Annotated in this window: 15 protein-coding genes; 1 reads left to right on the top strand and 14 read right to left on the bottom strand. The window is 38.2% G+C overall.

The genetic code is table 11. From position 1 onward, the window contains the following. Positions 1-236: 236 nt before the first annotated feature. The 12 genes from DL897_RS05815 to DL897_RS05760 all read right to left on the bottom strand — a co-directional run bounded on the left by DL897_RS05815 (position 237) and on the right by DL897_RS05760 (position 15,770). Entirely contained in the window at positions 237-4,541 is a 4,305-nt protein-coding gene (locus DL897_RS05815; RefSeq protein ID WP_113658207.1) for a PolC-type DNA polymerase III, read from the bottom strand. 356 nt (positions 4,542-4,897) lie between these two features. Continuing rightward, positions 4,898-5,380, bottom strand: a complete 483-nt coding sequence (locus tag DL897_RS05810) for a GNAT family N-acetyltransferase (RefSeq protein ID WP_113658206.1) — start codon at positions 5,378-5,380, stop codon at positions 4,898-4,900. 369 nt (positions 5,381-5,749) lie between these two features. Next, the gene (locus DL897_RS05805) at positions 5,750-6,757 is read right to left on the bottom strand and encodes a fumarylacetoacetate hydrolase family protein (RefSeq protein ID WP_240627285.1); all 1,008 of its coding nucleotides are present in this window, start codon (positions 6,755-6,757) and stop codon (positions 5,750-5,752) included. A 22-nt stretch (positions 6,758-6,779) separates the two neighbouring features. Then, entirely contained in the window at positions 6,780-7,904 is a 1,125-nt protein-coding gene (locus tag DL897_RS05800; protein WP_168188663.1) for an MGDG synthase family glycosyltransferase, read from the bottom strand. A 97-nt stretch (positions 7,905-8,001) separates the two neighbouring features. After that, positions 8,002-8,280 (bottom strand): small, acid-soluble spore protein, alpha/beta type, encoded by a 279-nt coding sequence (locus DL897_RS05795; RefSeq protein WP_168188662.1) that lies wholly within the window; start codon positions 8,278-8,280, stop codon positions 8,002-8,004. A gap of 116 nt (positions 8,281-8,396) precedes the next feature. Further along, positions 8,397-9,551, bottom strand: a complete 1,155-nt coding sequence (locus tag DL897_RS05790; protein ID WP_113658203.1) for a GerAB/ArcD/ProY family transporter — start codon at positions 9,549-9,551, stop codon at positions 8,397-8,399. Positions 9,552-9,615: 64 nt separating this feature from the next. Beyond that, on the bottom strand, positions 9,616-10,701 hold the full coding sequence (locus tag DL897_RS05785; RefSeq protein ID WP_168188661.1) for a GerAB/ArcD/ProY family transporter: 1,086 nt from the start codon (positions 10,699-10,701) through the stop codon (positions 9,616-9,618). A 58-nt stretch (positions 10,702-10,759) separates the two neighbouring features. Then, a complete protein-coding gene (locus DL897_RS05780; RefSeq protein WP_168188660.1) occupies positions 10,760-11,542 on the bottom strand; it encodes a Ger(x)C family spore germination protein in 783 nt (260 codons plus the stop codon). Further along, positions 11,523-11,921, bottom strand: coding sequence for a Ger(x)C family spore germination protein (locus DL897_RS05775; protein WP_113658200.1), 399 nt, complete (start codon positions 11,919-11,921; stop codon positions 11,523-11,525). Before DL897_RS05775 ends, DL897_RS05780 begins: the two co-directional genes overlap by 20 nt. 53 nt (positions 11,922-11,974) lie before the next feature. Continuing rightward, positions 11,975-13,591: a spore germination protein gene (locus DL897_RS05770; RefSeq protein WP_240627284.1), complete on the bottom strand. Its 1,617-nt coding sequence runs from the start codon at positions 13,589-13,591 to the stop codon at positions 11,975-11,977. Between the two features lie 257 nt (positions 13,592-13,848). Then, entirely contained in the window at positions 13,849-14,460 is a 612-nt protein-coding gene (locus tag DL897_RS05765) for a superoxide dismutase (RefSeq protein ID WP_113658199.1), read from the bottom strand. 170 nt (positions 14,461-14,630) lie between these two features. Continuing rightward, positions 14,631-15,770, bottom strand: a complete 1,140-nt coding sequence (locus tag DL897_RS05760; RefSeq protein WP_113658198.1) for an HAD family hydrolase — start codon at positions 15,768-15,770, stop codon at positions 14,631-14,633. A gap of 264 nt (positions 15,771-16,034) precedes the next feature. On the opposite strand from DL897_RS05760, the gene DL897_RS05755 reads away from it, so the two are divergent. Continuing rightward, on the top strand, positions 16,035-16,568 hold the full coding sequence (locus tag DL897_RS05755; protein WP_240627283.1) for a L,D-transpeptidase: 534 nt from the start codon (positions 16,035-16,037) through the stop codon (positions 16,566-16,568). Between the two features lie 29 nt (positions 16,569-16,597). Here the strand turns inward: DL897_RS05755 and nadA are convergent, their stop codons facing one another. Beyond that, entirely contained in the window at positions 16,598-17,704 is a 1,107-nt protein-coding gene (gene nadA, locus DL897_RS05750; protein ID WP_113658197.1) for a quinolinate synthase NadA, read from the bottom strand. Beyond that, positions 17,705-18,559: a carboxylating nicotinate-nucleotide diphosphorylase gene (gene nadC, locus DL897_RS05745; RefSeq protein WP_420824113.1), complete on the bottom strand. Its 855-nt coding sequence runs from the start codon at positions 18,557-18,559 to the stop codon at positions 17,705-17,707. Position 18,560 lies beyond the last annotated feature (1 nt).

Here is an 18,560-nt window from a genome sequence, read left to right as displayed (position 1 = left end):
TATTAATTTATTGTTAAGTTATAGTTAAATTTCTAATATCATATCTATAGTATCATTTCCATTTACTACCTGATTCTCATCAATTTCATAAACTGGTTTTACTCCAGATGGATCTGCTATAAAAATCGAAATAGATAAGCCTATTGGCAAAGGATAATAAAACAGTAAATGTTACATCTAAAAAAATAGGTTTCTCTCGCAATATAGCAAGAGAAACCTATTTCGTTATATCATTTTTAAAATAAAGCCAGTTGATTACTTTGAGGGAGTCCATCCAAGCAACCCATGTTTTTTAAAAGCTCTATCACTGTACTCGATACCTTAGTCCGAGATTGAAGATCATCGATAGATAAAAATTCTCCATTCTTCCGAGCTTCCATCATATTGATCGCGGCACTTTCTCCTACGCCAGCAATCGAAGCAAATGGTAGAATTAAGCTATCTCCATCAATCACAAATTGTTTAGCATGCGATTTATATAAGTCTACTTGCTTAAAGGTGAAGCCTCGTGCGTAAAACTCCAATACCGACTCCAGTACAGTTAGAAGTCCTTTTTCTTTTGGTGTCGCTGCATTTCCTTTTTCTACAATCTCTTTAATTAATCGTTTGATATGCTCAGGACCTTTGAGTACCACTTCACCATCAAAGTCACTCAATAGACGATAAAAATAGGTAGCATAATAAGCAATCGGATGATGAACTTTAAACCAAGCAATCCGAACAGCCATCATGACATATGCGACGGCGTGTGCCTTTGGAAACATATATGCGATTTTCCGACATGAGCCAATATACCATTCTGGTACATCATGTTGCCGTAACAAATCGGCTTCTTCGTCGGTAAGTCCCTTTCCTTTTCGCACTTTCTCCATGATTTTAAACGAACTTTTTGGTGGAACCCCTTTGAGAAGCAAATAACGCATGATATCATCCCTCGTACAAATCGCTTCAGATAAGGTACAAATCCCAGAACGAATAAGTTCTTGAGCATTTCCTAACCATACATCGGTACCATGTGATAAACCGGAGATTCGTACTAACTCTGAAAATGTTTTGGGTTTGGTATCTTCTAACATTTGCCGGACAAACTGTGTACCAAACTCAGGAATACCTAGTGTACCCGTTTTTACACCGCCGATTTCTTCAGGGGTTACACCTAAGGATTCCGTTCCACTAAATATTTTCATCACTTCGGGATCATCCATCGGAATCTCTTTGGGGTCAATGTTCGTTAAATCTTGTAACATCCGAATGGTTGTGGGGTCTTGGTGACCTAAAATATCCAGTTTCAAAATCCGCCCACTAATCGAGTTATAGTCAAAGTGTGTAGTCCGTGTTTCCGATTTCATATCATCTGCTGGACGCTGTACAGGAGTAAAATCAAATACTTCTTTATACTGAGGGATAACCATCAGACCACCCGGATGTTGTCCAGTTGTTCGTTTTACCCCTGTACATCCTTGCACAAGTCGATCGATTTCCGCTTGGCGCAAATGAAGATTCATCTTCTCTTCATACTTCTTAACAAATCCATAAGCTGTTTTTTCTTTGACTTTCGAAATAGTTCCCGCACGATAAATATAATCCTGTCCAAACAATTCCTCTGTATAAGCATGAGCTCGTGCTTGATAATCCGAACCAAAATTGAGATCAATATCTGGAACTTTATCCGCTTCAAAACCAAGGAACGTTTCGAAAGGAATATCATGTCCATCTTTAATCATCAAGGTATGACAGTCTGGACACTCTTTATCCGGCAAATCAAATCCGGAATCATAAGAGCCATCCAAAATAAACTCACTATGCTTACACTTTGGACAACGCCAATGGGGTGCCAGAGGATTTACTTCTGTAATATCACTCATCGTCGCTACAAAAGATGAGCCTACTGATCCACGAGAACCAACCAAGTATCCATCAGAAAGTGACTTTGTAACCAAGCGCTGTGAGATCAAATAGATGACCGCAAACCCATGTTTAATAATGCTTCCTAACTCACGATCCAATCGTTTCTGTACCACTTCGGGAAGTGGATTTCCATACCAATCATGTGCTTTCTTATAACACATTTCTTGTAATTCTTCATTGGCTCCCTCAATGACTGGAGTAGACAATCCATCAGGGAAAGGTTGAATATCATCTTCGATTTGGTCTGCAATCATCTGTGGTGCATGAATGACCACTTCTTTCGCCTTTTCTTCTCCTAAATAAGAGAATTCATCCAACATCTCATCTGTCGTCCGAAAATAGGCTTGAGGTAAAGAAGATGGGTTGCGAAAACCACTTTGGTACTGTACCAAAATATCTCGGTAGATAGCATCATGCTTATCTAGATAATGCGCATTCGATGTGGCCACAACTGGCTTTCCAAGTTTCTCTCCAATTTCAACTAATAAACGATTTGCCTCCCGCAGACGATCAGGGCTTTCAACCAGTCCTTTCTCAACCAAGTGCATATTAACCTCAACCGGTTGAATTTCGAGATAGTCATAAAACTCTGCTACTGTCTCTACTTCAGAAGAAGATTTATTTAATGCAGCCTCATAAAGCTCGCCTTTTTCACAGCCCGAACCAATAATTAAACCTTCTCGATGATTGACAAGTTGACTCCTTGGAATGCGGGGTACCCGATAAAAATAGTTCAAATGAGACATCGAAATCAGCTTATATAAGTTCTTCATACCTACAGAATTTTTGACCAAGACGATGGCATGGAACGGTCGCAAACGGCTTAAATCCCGATCTCCTGTATGTTCATTTAATTCATGTAAATAGTGAACTTCTTTTTTCTCTATCGCTTCAAGAAGCATTTTCCATAAAACATAACCTGTTGCTTCAGCATCGTAGATCGCCCGGTGATGTTGTTCTAGGTTAACTCCTAACCGGTCAGCTAACGTATTGAGGCGATGGTTTTTCATCGTCGGGAATAGAAAGCGAGCTAGCTCTAATGTATCCAGTACTGGATTTTTTACAGGTTCTTGTCCTAATCGTTTCACCGCTTCTTGCAAAAAGCCCATATCAAACCGTGCGTTGTGTGCAACCAGTGTACAACCTTCGATAAATGTCAGAAATCGGGTGATCACATCATCAATCTCGGGTGCATCTTTGACCATAGCATCTGTGATATGCGTAAGCTCGATAATATGCTGTGCTAAAGGTCGATGGGGATTAGCAAATTCAGAAAAGCGATCAATAATTTCACCATTTTGTATTTTGACAGCGGCTAGCTCGATAATGACATCGTGGACGGCCGATAATCCTGTTGTTTCCACGTCAAACACAACGTAAGTGTCATCCAATAGTTTCCGTTTTTCTGAATTAATTACAATTGGAACGCCATCATCTACAATATTGGCTTCCATGCCAAATAAAATTTTAATCCCCTCATCTTTGGCTACTTTGTATGCGTCTGGATAAGCTTGAGCAACTCCATGGTCGGTAATAGCAATCGCTGGATGTCCCCATTTGGCAGCTCGTTTGATCAAATGTTTGACATCGACAACACCATCCATTGCTGACATCGATGTGTGCGAATGTAGTTCAATCCGCTTTTCGGAAGCTGTATCTTGTCTTTCTTCGGGAACAATCTCGATCAAATCATTAACCATCAATACTAAATCACGTGCAAATGTATCAAATTGCACCGAGCCACGAACTTTGAGCCAATCACCGTCTTTAATTAATGAAAAAACAGCAGCTTGCTCTTTATCTCTGGCAAAGATTTTACAGGAAATCGCACTTGTATAATCTGTAAGATTAAAAGTTAAAAGTTGTCGCCCACTTTTTAGTTCACGCACTTCACTTTTAAACACTTTTCCCTTAACGGTGATTCGTTTTTCTTCTTCTGTTATTTGTGAAATAGGTACAGGTTCTTCTTGAATCGCATAACCTATTCTTTTCGCTATTACAGCTTGCTCTTCTGCTTCAGCTTGAGCCGCTTGGCTTGCTGCTTCCGCTTGCTCTATTATCATTTGCTCAACAAGGGCTTTTTCTTGCTTCGCTTTTTTCTCTTGAAAGGCTTCAAACTCTTTCTCACTATCAACCTTCGATTTACAAGAAAAGTGGACAGGCAACTCATGACTGGTGATCCACTTGTAATACCTTGTTACATAACGATCTAATTGGCGCTGTCTGGCAAACTGTAACACGGTGGGATTCGGGAAGATAATCTCGATCCCCGAGTCGTTCACTTGCCACTGGGCTTGACCAAACCAAGTTGAAATCGCTGGAGCCACATTTTCTTGAATTTGTTTTTGTATCAAATACTTATATTTCTGGAGTACAACCTCATGTTCAACTCGATCATACTGAAACTGCATCAAAACCTGAATTGGTCGGAAATGTTGCTTGATTCGAACTTGGAAGTCATACCATATCTCAGCTGGAATCGGTTCAGGAAAGTGTAGATGGATGAGCCACGAATATTGTTTGGGGTTAACCAAAACTTTTTGAATCCATGCCCCTTTAAAGTGGGTGGACAACCATTCTTGAGGTAAGTTAGCCTCTTGAAACAACCTTTCTAGCTTTTCTTGCTTTACCAAACTATTAGCCCCCTATCATCCATCAAAATAAGAATAGATTCATCCAGTTTATCACCATCGTTGTAGCAAGAATACAGCTATCCTATCATAGGAAGCTACTACCCTCAACTAGCAAATTCTCGTGAAAATAGATAGAGAGAAAAAAGAAATAAAATGAAAGAAGGACAGATGAAGTGAATCGCAAGATTTAAAAGAGAGGAGAATAATTAGAATAGAATAGTAAATATTCACAAAGTATTTCCTAAAAGCCAAATGACTTGAGCAATCACTGCAGTTACTCAAGTCATTTGGTGTTGAATGATATAGCATAATCCCTATTTTCCTTCTTCGATATAATCATTTATTTTAATTTTACACTACAAAGCACGTTTCAGGACTTCCAGATTGCCCGCTTCACGTACTCGTTTAAACTCTAAACGCTCATAAAACTTACGTGTTGCGCTTGCCTTATTTACAGAGAGGGAAAGACCAGGGTATCCCTCCATCTTCGCTTGATCAATCAGTCGCATCAATAAGTCTCGTCCTAATCCAGCTCGCCGATATTCGGGTAATACCGCAATCGAAACCTCAGGGATCTGCTTATCCACAAAGCCATAGCCCGGTAGTTCCTCCGAAAACTGACGAAACCAAGCAGCGGCTACTGGCTTTTCTTCTTCAAGTGATTCAATTATAAAACCAAGGTCACCTTCCTGTCCCCAATTTTCCAAATATCTTGCCGTCATGGACTCTATTTCTTCTGATGATGAATCTATTTCTTGCGTGTCTTGAAACGCTAAAAATAGAAACTCTTTTAATAATGGTTTGTCTTTGGGTTTAGCTATACGGAAAATATATCTCATAGAGAACAACCCCTTAACAGAAACAATTGGAATTATTTATATATTTTTCAAATAGACTAAAAAATAATTCGCACCTCTCTATCATTAACATTCACACATTCATACAAAAATAAACCTATTTCACAAAACAGTTAAAATTACATGGTAATACTTGATCGAAAAACCTATTTTTATATTAAATGTTTACTCTTAATATCAGCTTAATAGAAAGTAAAAAATAGATTAAATATTATATAGTGACTAATTAACTCTTTTTTTACCATAAAAAAACACCTCCTCACTTAAAGAAGGTGTTTTCGCTTATTGTTCAAGGTTTTATATGAGCAAAAATCTATTCATTGGAAAAAGATAAGTCGATTATATGCTGCTTTATTGAATAACATTTCGTAAAAGTCCTAAACGTTCTACTTCTAATTCAACGACATCTCCTGGCATCAGCCAAGGTTGTACCTCTGTCCCCAGCTCTAAAATACAGCCTGTTCCGACGGTTCCAGAGCCGATCACATCTCCGGGGAATAGCGCACACTCATCTGAAGCACGTTCGATCATTTGTGCAAATGACCAATATAAATCTTTTAAATTCCCTTGGGACACCACTTTTCCATTCACTTTTGCAGACATGTTCAGATCCCAATGATCTCCAATTCGTCGATCCTCTAACTCATCTAAGGTTACAAGATAAGGACCCAGTGATGTAGCGAAGTCTTTGCCTTTGGCAGGTCCTAGCCCTACTTTTACTTCTTTCATCTGTACATCTCTCGCGCTCCAGTCGTTCAAAATACATAAACCTGCTATATATTCTCGGGCATGACTTGCGACAATATTTTTACCGTATTTACCAATAATACATGCTACTTCTAGTTCAAAATCAAGGCAAGCTGTATAATCCGGTTTTTTTACTGGTTTATTCGGTCCCTTAATAGCATGATGGTTAGAAAAGTAAAAAACGGGAATCTCATACCATTCTGGTACCATCTTCAGTCCACGCCCTGCTCTACAAGTCCTTACATGCTGTTCAAATGCATAAAAGTCGCGAAAGCTTCGTGGTCTAGGCAAAGGAGAAAACAAGGTCACTTCTTTAAGGGGTAGCGCGATCCATTCCCCTTCAACCTTCAGTTTTGAAATTCTCTCCGTATCAACATGTTCTACTACTTTTTGCAAAAGCTTATGCTCATTTGCCCCTCTCTCAAGCAAAGTCATTAAATCAGAAGGTAAAAGATGTGGAAAGCTCATTTTCTTATTTTCACTTACCCATTTCTGAGCAAGCACCACATCCACTACATATTGATCTTGCACCCAGCCAAGTCGAGCACCTGCCGTCTGATCACTTTGCAGCTGCCAGTTTTCTATATCAACCGTGTAAGTAACCAGCTTCACCTTCAATCCCTCCCTTATCTCTCTATAAAATATGTACTTGTGAAGAATTAACGTGACATGCTGCATCCGTAATCTTTCGGGCCGCATTCGGTGACATAAGCTTTGTATACTGCTTCGGTGATAATGCATGATCCAATTTTAGCGAAAAGAAAGATTCAATTTGGCTACGTATCGTATCAGGAGTTGTTTCCACAGCAATACGATGATATAGTAAATACCTTTGATTTGCCTGTTCTTGCCCAGGAAAAGCCTCAAATAAAAACATGGGTAACTGTTTCGCAATCGCTTCACTAATCGTTACTCCCCCTGGCTTTGTAACCAATAAGTCAGCAGCTGACATCCAAACAGGAATATCTGAACGAAAAGGTTCAATTCGAATGTGCTCTCCATACTTTCGCTCTTTTAATCGTTCATATAAGTTATGATTAGTTCCTGTTAAGATGACAAACTGTAGATGAGTAAGTGGAATCAGTTCATCAACAAATTGTTCTAATGGGCCTAACCCCATTCCCCCTCCCATCACAAGTACGACAGGTCGGTGTAAGTCTAATGATAGTTGTTTACGCGCCTCGGCACGGGGCATAAATTCATAATAATCCGCCTTTACAGGGATACCTGTTTCAATCACTTGTACCCCTGCTTTCCACATTAATCTCTCTAATTCATCGCAGCTTAGCAGTTGTTTGGGGACACATAAAATATCGGGTACTCGTCCAAACCAAATCGGATGAAGTTCATAATCAGTGACCACACCAATACTTGGAATTTCTTCCCATTTAGCAGGTAACATTAATAAAGCAAAGGGATGGGTTGTAACAATACGTGTTGGTTGTATATCTTCTAACACTTGATTAATTTTCTTACGAATTGTCCAACCCATTTTTTCAATAAACTCACTAGAAACATAACGAAAAATACGTGATTGATAAGTCCAGTCGTATAAATAGTGATAAAAAAAGGGGAATTTTGTTAGCATACCTTGATAACCTGACTGCAAGAGAGGATGAAACTTCTTAGGGATCAACTGCAACAGGTCCAGGGTCTCTGCTTCCACATTGGGCTTTAAGCGAAACTCATTAGAGAGTGTATTTGCTACCATATTATGGCCAGTTCCAAACCCCATGGAAAGCAGTAAGACTCTTTCCATTTTCCAGTTCCCTCCCTTGTGGATTTCTATCCCCATTATACTGCATTTTCTGCAATAAATTTTGAATCAATTCTTTTTCATTTTTACTTCATACCGCTTAATGTTTACGTGATAAAGATTCGAGTGACATCTGAACTAATTCCTTGACAAGCTGCCCTCCCATCGCGCCACCCATTTTACCAGCATCTTTTGCTTTCATTTCCTTATTTCCCTGTTGATTATAAGGAATACCTAACTGTTTCGCTACCTCTACTTTCATTTCTTCCCTATTTGAGGCATGTATCCCCATCGATTCATTGAGTAACTTCATTTGCAACTTTTCCATTTTGGGCTCAGCCTCTGGAACAAGTAAGCGACGCTTTCTTCGTCTAGGCAAAATAAAAACCTCCTTCATTGTTTCAATCGTCTCAAAAAGCGTTGTATCAACTTAACATACAGCTGATCTCTTTTTGGAACAATTGATTTAAAACGCAACCTCTCAATTAAAAGTTTCTACCGTAATGAAACATCTTCATTCATCATTTTTTCCATTTCGCTTGATTCTAAATAAATATTTCTCCTGCTCTTTTTTCGTATTACAATCGTTAGTAGTAGGAGTAAAAACGTTATACCGTAAAGGATCAAAGACAGGGTATTAACAAAATCCGACCATTTCATCACTTCATTTACATTTTTAGGAATTAAAGAAAGAACATAAACCACAGGTAACATCCCGAATATAAAACCATTTATTTTTTTACCAAACGTTTGCGACAAACCTAAGACTACTCCATAAAAAACGATAACAATCGTAACAAATATTTGTAGCAACCAGATGGCTAAAAAGAGCGTTTCAAATCGTTGAAAGATCAAACCACGAATCTCGAAAGAACGAATCATATCCAATGTAGGCCATAGATAATGGCTGATTCCTGCTATAGATAAACTTCCGACTACTACTACCATGACCATCGTATAAACCAAAATGGGGATAATGAGTCCAGCAACACTTGCGCGACCTGCTCGCTGAACGTCCTTCATCGATGCCGAAATGATAAGTATAACTTCGATCCCAGCATAAACAGGAGTGCTCGGTATAATTCCCTTAAAAATAGGCATGATGCCTAATCCTAAAACAGGCCGTAATTGCTTGATATCAAAAGTCTTTAAGCTTAAAAACAGAACGATGATTAGGATAACCATCGTAATCGGTAAAATAAATAAAAACAAGCTGGCGATCGGATAAATCCCTCCAAATACAAGATAAATCACAACCATTAAAAATAGCCCAATCGTGATCTGAATAGGAGTATCAAATAAGAGATACATTTTTGTTACTTCACTCATTAACCTTACTAAGATCCCGGCTTGGATCAAAAAATAAAAAGTGATAAATAAATTAAAGATCCAACCTAACCCTTTCCCTACGATTTTTTCACTATATTGATATATGGTTTCCCCAGGATAAAAAGCACATAACTTACCCATCACATACACGATCAACATAAATAATAAACCCGTAATCAAAACAGAAACCCAGCCATCTGGAGTACCTACCTTTTCACCTACGTTTCTTGGTAGAGATAATAAGCCTGCGCCCAAAAGACTTGAGCTAATAAATGATGCGATGTGGATAGTTGCTAGCTTTTCTTCTGTAGGCGGTAGCATGACTGGTTTCCTCCCTTATTTATGAACTACCTTTTTGAACCCAAAGTTCTATCTTCATTCATTCTTACCTTTTTTCCCTTATCTTCTGAATAAGCAACAAAATAAAAGAGATACCACATAACATCAAAAAATACTGGTTATTCCAATCTCCCCATAATGAAACCTCATTCATATTTCTAGGGATCAATGACAATATGTAAATTACAGGAAGTATTCCATAGATAAAAGCATGCTCTCTCTTATGAAATATACAAGCGAGACCAGTAACCAAGACATAAAAAACAGATACAATCACAGTAAATATCTGTAAAATCCATATAGTTAATAACAGCGTTTCAAATCGCTCAAACAGCAATCCTTCTATTTCATATGATCGAATGAAGTCGATCGTTGGAAAAATACGAATAGATACTCCTTCTACTGACAAGCTTCCCATGACAATAATCATAACCATCACATAAAGAAGCATTGGTAAGGCAATCCCTGCTAGCACAGCCTTTTTGAATGGCTTTCCATTCTGTGTAAAAGCTGAAATAATCAAAATACCTTCAATTCCTAAATAGACACGAGTTGAAGGCAATATCCCCTTAATAACAGGTATAATCCCCTGTCCCATGAATGGACGCAACTGATTGATATCAAATAATTTCAGTCCTAATAATAAAATGAATACCAAAACAATAATCGTGATGGGTAAAAAAATCCCAAATAGTCGTGCGATCGGATGAATACCTCCCACCACAATATACACTACAATGAACAAAAATAAAGCAAGTGTTACCTCTCTAGGTGTATTCTCCAACAGATAGGTTTTCGTAATTTCGACTAACATTCTTGTTTCGAAAGCTAGCTCTGATAAAAAGTAAACAATTATAAATATGCTAATAAGTAACCCTAGCCATTTCCCGACAATTTCTTCGCCAAATTCATAAATGGTTTTCCCAGGAAAATAAGCACCTAGCTTGGCCATGATATATCCCAACCACATAAACAAAAAGCCTGCAATCAGAACCGATAACCAACCATCTGGGGTACCTACTTCACTTGTTACCACTCTTGGCAAAGATAAAGTTCCTGATCCCAAGAGATAAGAACAAACGATGACTGCAACTTGTGTGGGAGTTAGCTGATCTTTTGAACGAGGCAGCACGATTGGTTCACTCCCTTACCTATTATTTAGCTGCCTGCTTAGCAAACGCTCAAAGCAATTATGAATCCGATTTCTGTTTACGACCACCAATCGTTCCATAATTACGAATATCTACTTTGATATCATAGTTTACAGATGCTTGGCTAAACTCTTCTTCCCATCTTTGTTTCAATTGTTGCCACTGTCTTGGATATTGAATTCGCATAGCAGTTCCAAATTGAATCACATCCGTTTTATATTTTGATTGCAAAGTAGATAGGGACGTCATCATTTTCTTTTTAATTTCAGCGGCAACTGCCTTTTCAGCTTGTTGAATCGATGATAACTCGAAGTTTTGCTTGGGGTATCTTCGATCTTCTTCAATCTGACCAATTACTTTAAGCTTGACATCAAAGGAAATTCGTTTTCCTTGCATCTTTGGTTGAATCTCTCTCTCCAATTTTTTTACACTAAATACAACCATCTGATTCGTTTTGGGATCTCTACTTACAACAGTCCCTCCTTTTTCTTTAGCAAAAAACCACGATAACCCCTCAAGCTCTTTATCATTTAGAAAACCGATAAGCTTCTTCTTTTTCCCATCAATAATAGCTGCTTCCTCAAACTTCACTTTCTTTCCATCTAACATTACACTTTGTACTAGAAAGCTTTCCTCTGAAGCAAAATGATCCAACATTTTCTGTAATGTTACTTCAGATAAGGTACCTCTATCTTTATCTTGATTATTAGCAACATCGAGCAGATGATTGACAGGAATCTCATTATCTACCTTTATTTCAAAAATATCTTTGGCTTGACCTTTAGCAATAAGTACAACACAACTAGCTCGAATAATTATCAAATAATTGGAAGAGATTCATGGTGCTAGCTAATTTTTCTCCAAAAATAATGACTTTGATATGCTCTGTTTTTGGCGGAAGAGTTTGTTTTTGTACTTGATTAATCGCTACTTCATAAATTGAGCGACCTGTAAAAGAAGCATTTTGGTAGGGGAGTTGTTCCGAAGACTGTTGTGCTATCAGTTTAGGAATAACTTCTTGATAAGTAAATATAATCTGTGGCTCTTCTCGTGTTTGATCTATATCTGTATCCTCTTTTAAATCGAATGCTTCTCCCAATGTAAACCGATAATCCTCAATATCTTTATAATCCCAACAGCCTACTATACTTAGAGAAAAAACGAAAAGTATACATGACACCCATAAACATTTCTGTCTCATACATTCTCCCTCTTTATTTCAAATAGAATTCCATAAACAGCACCCTATCTAGTTTATGATCCACTACCTTTTCGCTTAGGATTCTGAACTTGCATCATTTTAGGCCGCTTTTTCATTTGTAAAATAGGCGCACGGTAAATAATATCTTTAAAGTCACTGAGTCGATATGGCACAAATGGAGCAGCATAAGGAACACCAAAGCTCTTTAATTTTACAAAGTGGATGCTAAGGATTAGAAAAAACAAAATAACCCCAAACAATCCAAAAAGACTTGCCAAAATCATCCCACCAAAACGTAATAGACGTAGCACTAATCCTGCTCCATACTGAGGGATAGCAAAGGAGGAAATCGCTGTAAGTGCAACAACGATGACCATAATGGGGCTTACAATCCCTGCCTGAACTGCTGCCTGTCCAATAACCAATCCACCTACCAGCCCTACCGTCTGCCCTACTGGTCTCGGTAATCGAAGTCCTGCTTCTCGTAGTACTTCAATTGCAAATTCCATTAAAAACGCTTCAATAAAAGAAGGAAAAGGAACACCTTCTCGCGTGCCAGCAATCGAAATAGCTAGTGTTGTAGGAATTAGTCCTTGATGGAAAGAAATAAACGAGATATAAATAGACGGCAAAAAAAGAGACACAAAAGCAGCCGCATAACGAAGAGCTCTAATGACTGTACCAAAAATCCAGTTTTCATAATAATCTTCAGGAGACTGTAACATCATCGAAAAAGTAACAGGTACAATCAAAACAAAAGGTGTTCCATCCAACAGAATAGCAACTCTTCCTTCTAACAAAGCTCCTACCACCCGATCAGGTCGTTCTGTATTTTGTACTTGGGGAAATGGTGATAAATAATTGTCTTTGATTAGCTCTTCTACATACCCTGATTCAGGTAGGTCATCGATCTCGATTTTCTCAATCCGTTTTTTTACTTCAGAAAGTAATTCTGGATTTACAAGATCTTTGATATAGGCCAGATATAATGTCTTTTGCGTACGCTTCCCCACCTTATACTCCAAGAAAATTAAATTATTATCTGATAATCGCTGACGTAAGATAGCTGCATTATCGCCGATATGCTCGGTAAGACCGATTCGGGGTCCACGTACTAATGCTTCTGTTATCGGCTCTTCAATATTTCGTTTCTTTTCATTTTGTGTATTTAATAATAGAGCAATGGGTACGCCATCAATACATAGAGCAGTTGCTCCTTTTAGTACTTGATAATATAGGTCGCTCAATCGTTTTATTTCTTGAATTTTGCTAACAGCCAAGATATTATTTTCAATCTTCTGTTTTAACTCCGTACTCGATAGTTGTTTTTGATTTGGATAGACATTTGCAAAATCAATCATAAGTGGTTTTAAAATTTGCTGCTGGATTACAAGTTGATTAGACAGTGCTTCAATAAAAATAATAGCCGCTGATACTCCTGTTTTTCCAATTTCAAACTCACGAATACTGATATCAGCATTATTACCAATCTCTTTTTGAATCCACTTCAAATTATCGGCGAGCTTGTCTTTTATTTGATCTGGGTGTTCTTGAGGTGGAAGTGTTTTTTCAGTCGGTTTAACTTCACTAGACTGCTCTATTTTCTTTTGCTCTTTTTCTTTATTACGAATTGGTTTCGTTTCTAACTTTTTAATCTTTCCCTTTCTCAAAAGTACACCTCTTTTTTATGAACGAATCCACTCAAAAAACTTTGAAATACCATAAGGAACGATAAATACAACAATGGCTCCGAATAAAGTATCCAAGGAAGGAATATATTCGATCATTTTTTCCCACATGCTCTCTCACCTATCTATATATTGCTTCCTTTCCACTTTTTTCATGCATGAATTTGAAAACCACTCAATAAAAAAGCTCACCTCTTTTAGGGTGAGCTTTTAAGGTTAAAACTTTATATGTTTAAGGATTAGCGAGCTTGTAGATAACGTTTATTTACTTCTTCCCAGTTTACTACATTCCAGAAAGCTTTAATGTAGTCTGGACGTTTATTTTGATATTTAAGGTAATATGCGTGCTCCCATACATCCAAACCAAGAACTGGTTTAGCACCTTCCATAAGAGGGTTATCTTGGTTTGCGGTGCTAGTTACGGCAAGTTTTCCGTCTTTTACAACAAGCCATGCCCAACCGCTACCAAAACGCTTAACAGCAGCATCAGCAAATAATTCTTTAAACTTATCAAAGCTACCAAAAGTTTCATTAATTGCGGTTGCGAGTTCTCCTGTCGGCTCTCCACCACCATTTGGGCTTAGAATTTCCCAGAATAACGTATGGTTAGCATGTCCACCACCATTATTACGGACAGCTGTACGAATGCTTTCAGGTACTGCATTTAAATCGGAGATTAAATCTTCAATGGACTTCGCAGCTAAAGCTTCTTGCCCCTCTAAAGCTGCATTTAAATTATTAACATAAGTAGCATGATGGCGATCATGGTGAATTTCCATTGTTAACGCATCAAAGTGTGGTTCCAAAGCGTCTTTTGCATAAGGTAATGCTGGCAATTCATATTTAGCCATGGTAAACCCTCCTATGTAAACTATCTAATTTAATCCCTTTATTTTATTATGCTAAAAATACCTTACTTTAGTCAACTTATTTGTTTAGAAAATGTTTTATTTTTACTCAGTTAGTTTCATCATCAGTTATTGACCGTTTTCACATGCATAGCCTTAATCCCAAAGTATCTTTACTTAAAAATTTCCATTATTTTGGTGACATCATCTAAAATATAATCGGCTCCTAACTCCTCAAATTTCGTTCGAGCTGCTTGACCTGTTAGTCCTGTTAGCGTTGCAGCAAAGTGACAACCCATTTTTCGAGCAGCGATAAAGTCAGCTACCGAATCTCCTACAATCAGTACTTGAGAGCCTTCAGGGATCGGAAGGTTGAATGAGATACATTCTTCATCATCTATTTCACGTCCAACATACCCTTTCATATAAGTAAAAGGTTCTGGTTTTCCTAATGGAGCCTTACTTGGATATGCTTCTTCTGCTTCGATTACCTGAGTAGCCGTAACGACTCGCTGCGGATCAAAACATGAATAAAACCCTAGCTGTGTCAATGGGATCACCGTTTCTATTTCAGTTCTACCTGTTCCAATCCCTAAAGTGATTCCTAGGTCTTGTAATTGAAATAGCACCTTCCGGATCTCCAATGGATCAGCCAGTGGTATTTCTTGATTTAAAAATCCTTTTTTTCCTAAAATATGAGGCTCTTTTTGTTCAATTTCCAGAAATAGCTGGTCTCCTAGATACCACGCTTGAAAAACTGATCTTCCAATCTCCCATAGTGAACTATTCCGTGAAAATTGCTGTACAGAAACCCCAAACCATTTTTCTGCCAGTTGATTCCAGTAAGTAAGTAAATCATGTTTGTCAATATTCATTTGGTTTTGAAATAAAGAGATAAAGGAATCAAATTTTGGAGAAAAAGAGATAGGATCTTTTTGAATCATTTGTTTGAGCCTAGCAAATGATTCTAGAGTAAATTCCTTTTGCAACAAGTCTTGCACAGCTTCTTTATGATTTTGGAAAACTTCTTTTAGGATGAGAAGCAATTGGGCGGAAAATACCATATAAGCCATATCCCAATTTGAATTAACACCACGTGTTTTAAGCCAATCTAGTATCTGATTCGACTGCAGAACTTCATTTCTAATTTGAATGATCTTTTCATCATCAGGATTAACTATAAACTCTTCAGGAGCAAGCCCTAAAAAATGAGGAGCATATAACATTTCCCAAACAGTTAATGCTGTAGAGTCAAAGCACCTTTCCTCACTGAGAAAAACGCCATCTACATCAAATAAAATCATTTGATACATATTCTATTCCTCTTTTCTTTATGAAGTTTCTTTCGCTTTATTCTAGTAAAGAGTAGCTTACTTGACAAGCTAAAGATCGATTGAGAACTTTTTAACAATAAAATACCCTTTGAAATATTTGGAAAATTACATGATGATAAGATTAACGAAATCACTACCCAAAGAGAAGTCTCATCAGGGAATAGGTCTACAACTAAGAAACCTTCTCGACCTTCACGATTCCTAATATCAGGGGAGTCAGAACAATGCGAAAGGGTGAAGTTTATGATTCAAAAGCTTCGAATTCATCCTCTTGTTTTTTTGATCTCCTTGGCTTTAGCACTTATTTTGCTTTTTCCTACGTCTACACTAGCAGCAATAAAAAAATCAAAACCAATATACCAAATTGAAGTAAATAAACGTACCAACATCATGTATTTGTATCAAAATGGTCAGGTAATTCGAACTTATCAAGTAGCGACTGGTAAGTATTCATCACCTACACCATCAGGTACTTATTTGATTGTCCGTAAAGTCGTACAGCCCAGCTGGCGACATATACCGGGTGGGATTCCAGCAAACCCACTCGGTCCACGTTGGCTTGGTCTTCGCATCTATGGCAATCACGGCTCCATTTATGGAATTCATGGAAATAACAATGCTGCTTCCATCGGATGGAATTCTACTAATGGATGTATTCGCATGAATAATCATGATGTGATTCGTCTTTTTCGTGTGATTCCTAGCGGGACACCTGTCTGGATTCATCGGGGAAAAAGCAACCTAATTTGGCGTGGTAATTCTTTCATCGGATACTAAGAATCCCGACTGTCTGTCGGGATTCTTTATTATTTAATCACAAGCATCCGATCTAATGCTACTTTAGACCAATATGCCGTCTCCTCATCTACACGGATAATATTAATCGGATCTCCTTGAATAATGCTGTCCAGTGCCCACAGCAGGTGTGGACGATCAATTCGATTCATTGTTAAGCAAGGGCACATGGTTGTACTTAGTAAAATGATCTTTTTTTCAGGATATTCATTGGCCAAACGTTGGACTAGGTTTACTTCTGTACCCACAGCCCATTTACTTCCAGCCGGAGCAGCAGCAATCGTTTTGATAATATATTCAGTTGAGCCATTAAAGTCAGCTTGTTGCACCACATCAAATGAACACTCTGGATGTACAATTACCTTCATTTCGGGATCACGCTTACGTACTTGCTCAATCTGTGCAGCCGTAAACTTTTGGTGTACTGAGCAATGCCCTTTCCATAAAATCATCTTTACATTATCGAACGAACCTTTAACTTCTTCGAAATCGGCTGCTTGTGGGCTCCAGACAACCATTTGCTCAAGTGGGATCCCCATTTGATAAGCGGTATTTCTCCCCAAATGTTGATCAGGTAAGAATAAAATACGCTTCTTTTGTTGGAAAGCCCAAGTTAAAACTCCATGCGCATTGGATGAAGTACAAGTTGTTCCACCGTGACGACCGACAAAAGCCTTAATTGCAGCAGAAGAGTTTACATAGGTCACAGGGATAATCGTATCTCCAAACTGTTTTTGTAATACTTCCCACGCCTCTTCTACTTCATCAATTTCTGCCATATCAGCCATGGAACAACCTGCCTTCAAGTCTGGCAGAATGACCTTTTGATGATCCGCGGCCAATGTATCTGCCGTCTCTGCCATAAAATGAACACCACAGAAAATAATATAATTCGCCTCTTTTTGATCAGCACCAAAGCGAGCTAGCTTTAAAGAATCTCCTCGAAAGTCGGCATATTGAATCACATCATCCCGTTGATAGTGATGTCCCAATATCACCAAATCTTTACCTAAGGTTGCTTTCGCTTTATTTATGCGTTCATCTAACTCCTGACTAGATAAATTCCGATATGCTTCAGGTAACAAATCTTGAATGGGAGCTAACGATTCCAGTGCCATCTATTCATTCCTCATTTCTTGTTCAAAATCTAACCCGATATCTAACGCCTTGGCTGAATGAGTAAGCCAACCCAGCGACACAGCATCTACACCAGTTTCTGCTATTCCTCGAACTGTTTCGGGTGTGATCCCACCAGAAGCTTCTGTCCATACTTTCCCATCAATAAGCTGAATCGCTTGTTTCAAAGTAGGAATATCCATATTATCTAGCAAGATCGCATCTACTTCTAAAGTAAGTGCCTCTTCGACTTGTGCCAGTGTATCTGCTTCTACCTCCACTTGCACCATATGACCTACCCGACTCCGTACCATTTCAACAGCTTTGGCTAAACTACCCGCCATTGCAATATGATTATCTTTTAGCATCACACCATGGCTTAATCCATAACGATGATTGGTACCTCCACCAATTCGGACTGCATATTTCTCTAAAATGCGTAACCCAGGTGTCGTTTTCCGAGTATCTAAAACACGGCACTCTAATCCTTCAAGCTGTTTTACTACTTGTCTTGTTATCGTCGCTATACCCGACATCCGCTGAATTAAATTGAGGGCGACTCTTTCTCCTGTCAAAATAGCACGGGTAGAGCCCGTAATTCGTGCAATTGCCGTTCCACGTTCAACTTCTTCTCCTTCTTCGATCAGGTAGTCTAGTTTACAATTTGTATCTAACTCTTCAAAAACTAATTGAATAACAGGCAAACCAGCAATAACACCTGATTGTTTAGCGATAAAAAGTGCTTGACTACGATGATTCGCTGGAACCAGCGATTCCGTTGTTAAATCACCATTTCCAATATCCTCGTTCAATGCTTCACGAATAATCTTTCTAACCCGTATCCCATTCATTTTCATT

Origin of the sequence: Thermoflavimicrobium daqui, from assembly GCF_003313465.1 — a bacterium.
GTDB classification, from domain to species: domain Bacteria; phylum Bacillota; class Bacilli; order Thermoactinomycetales; family Thermoactinomycetaceae; genus Thermoflavimicrobium; species Thermoflavimicrobium daqui.
The sequence above is the reverse complement of the archived record's forward strand: the minus strand, read 5'-3'. Positions and strand labels throughout refer to the sequence as shown.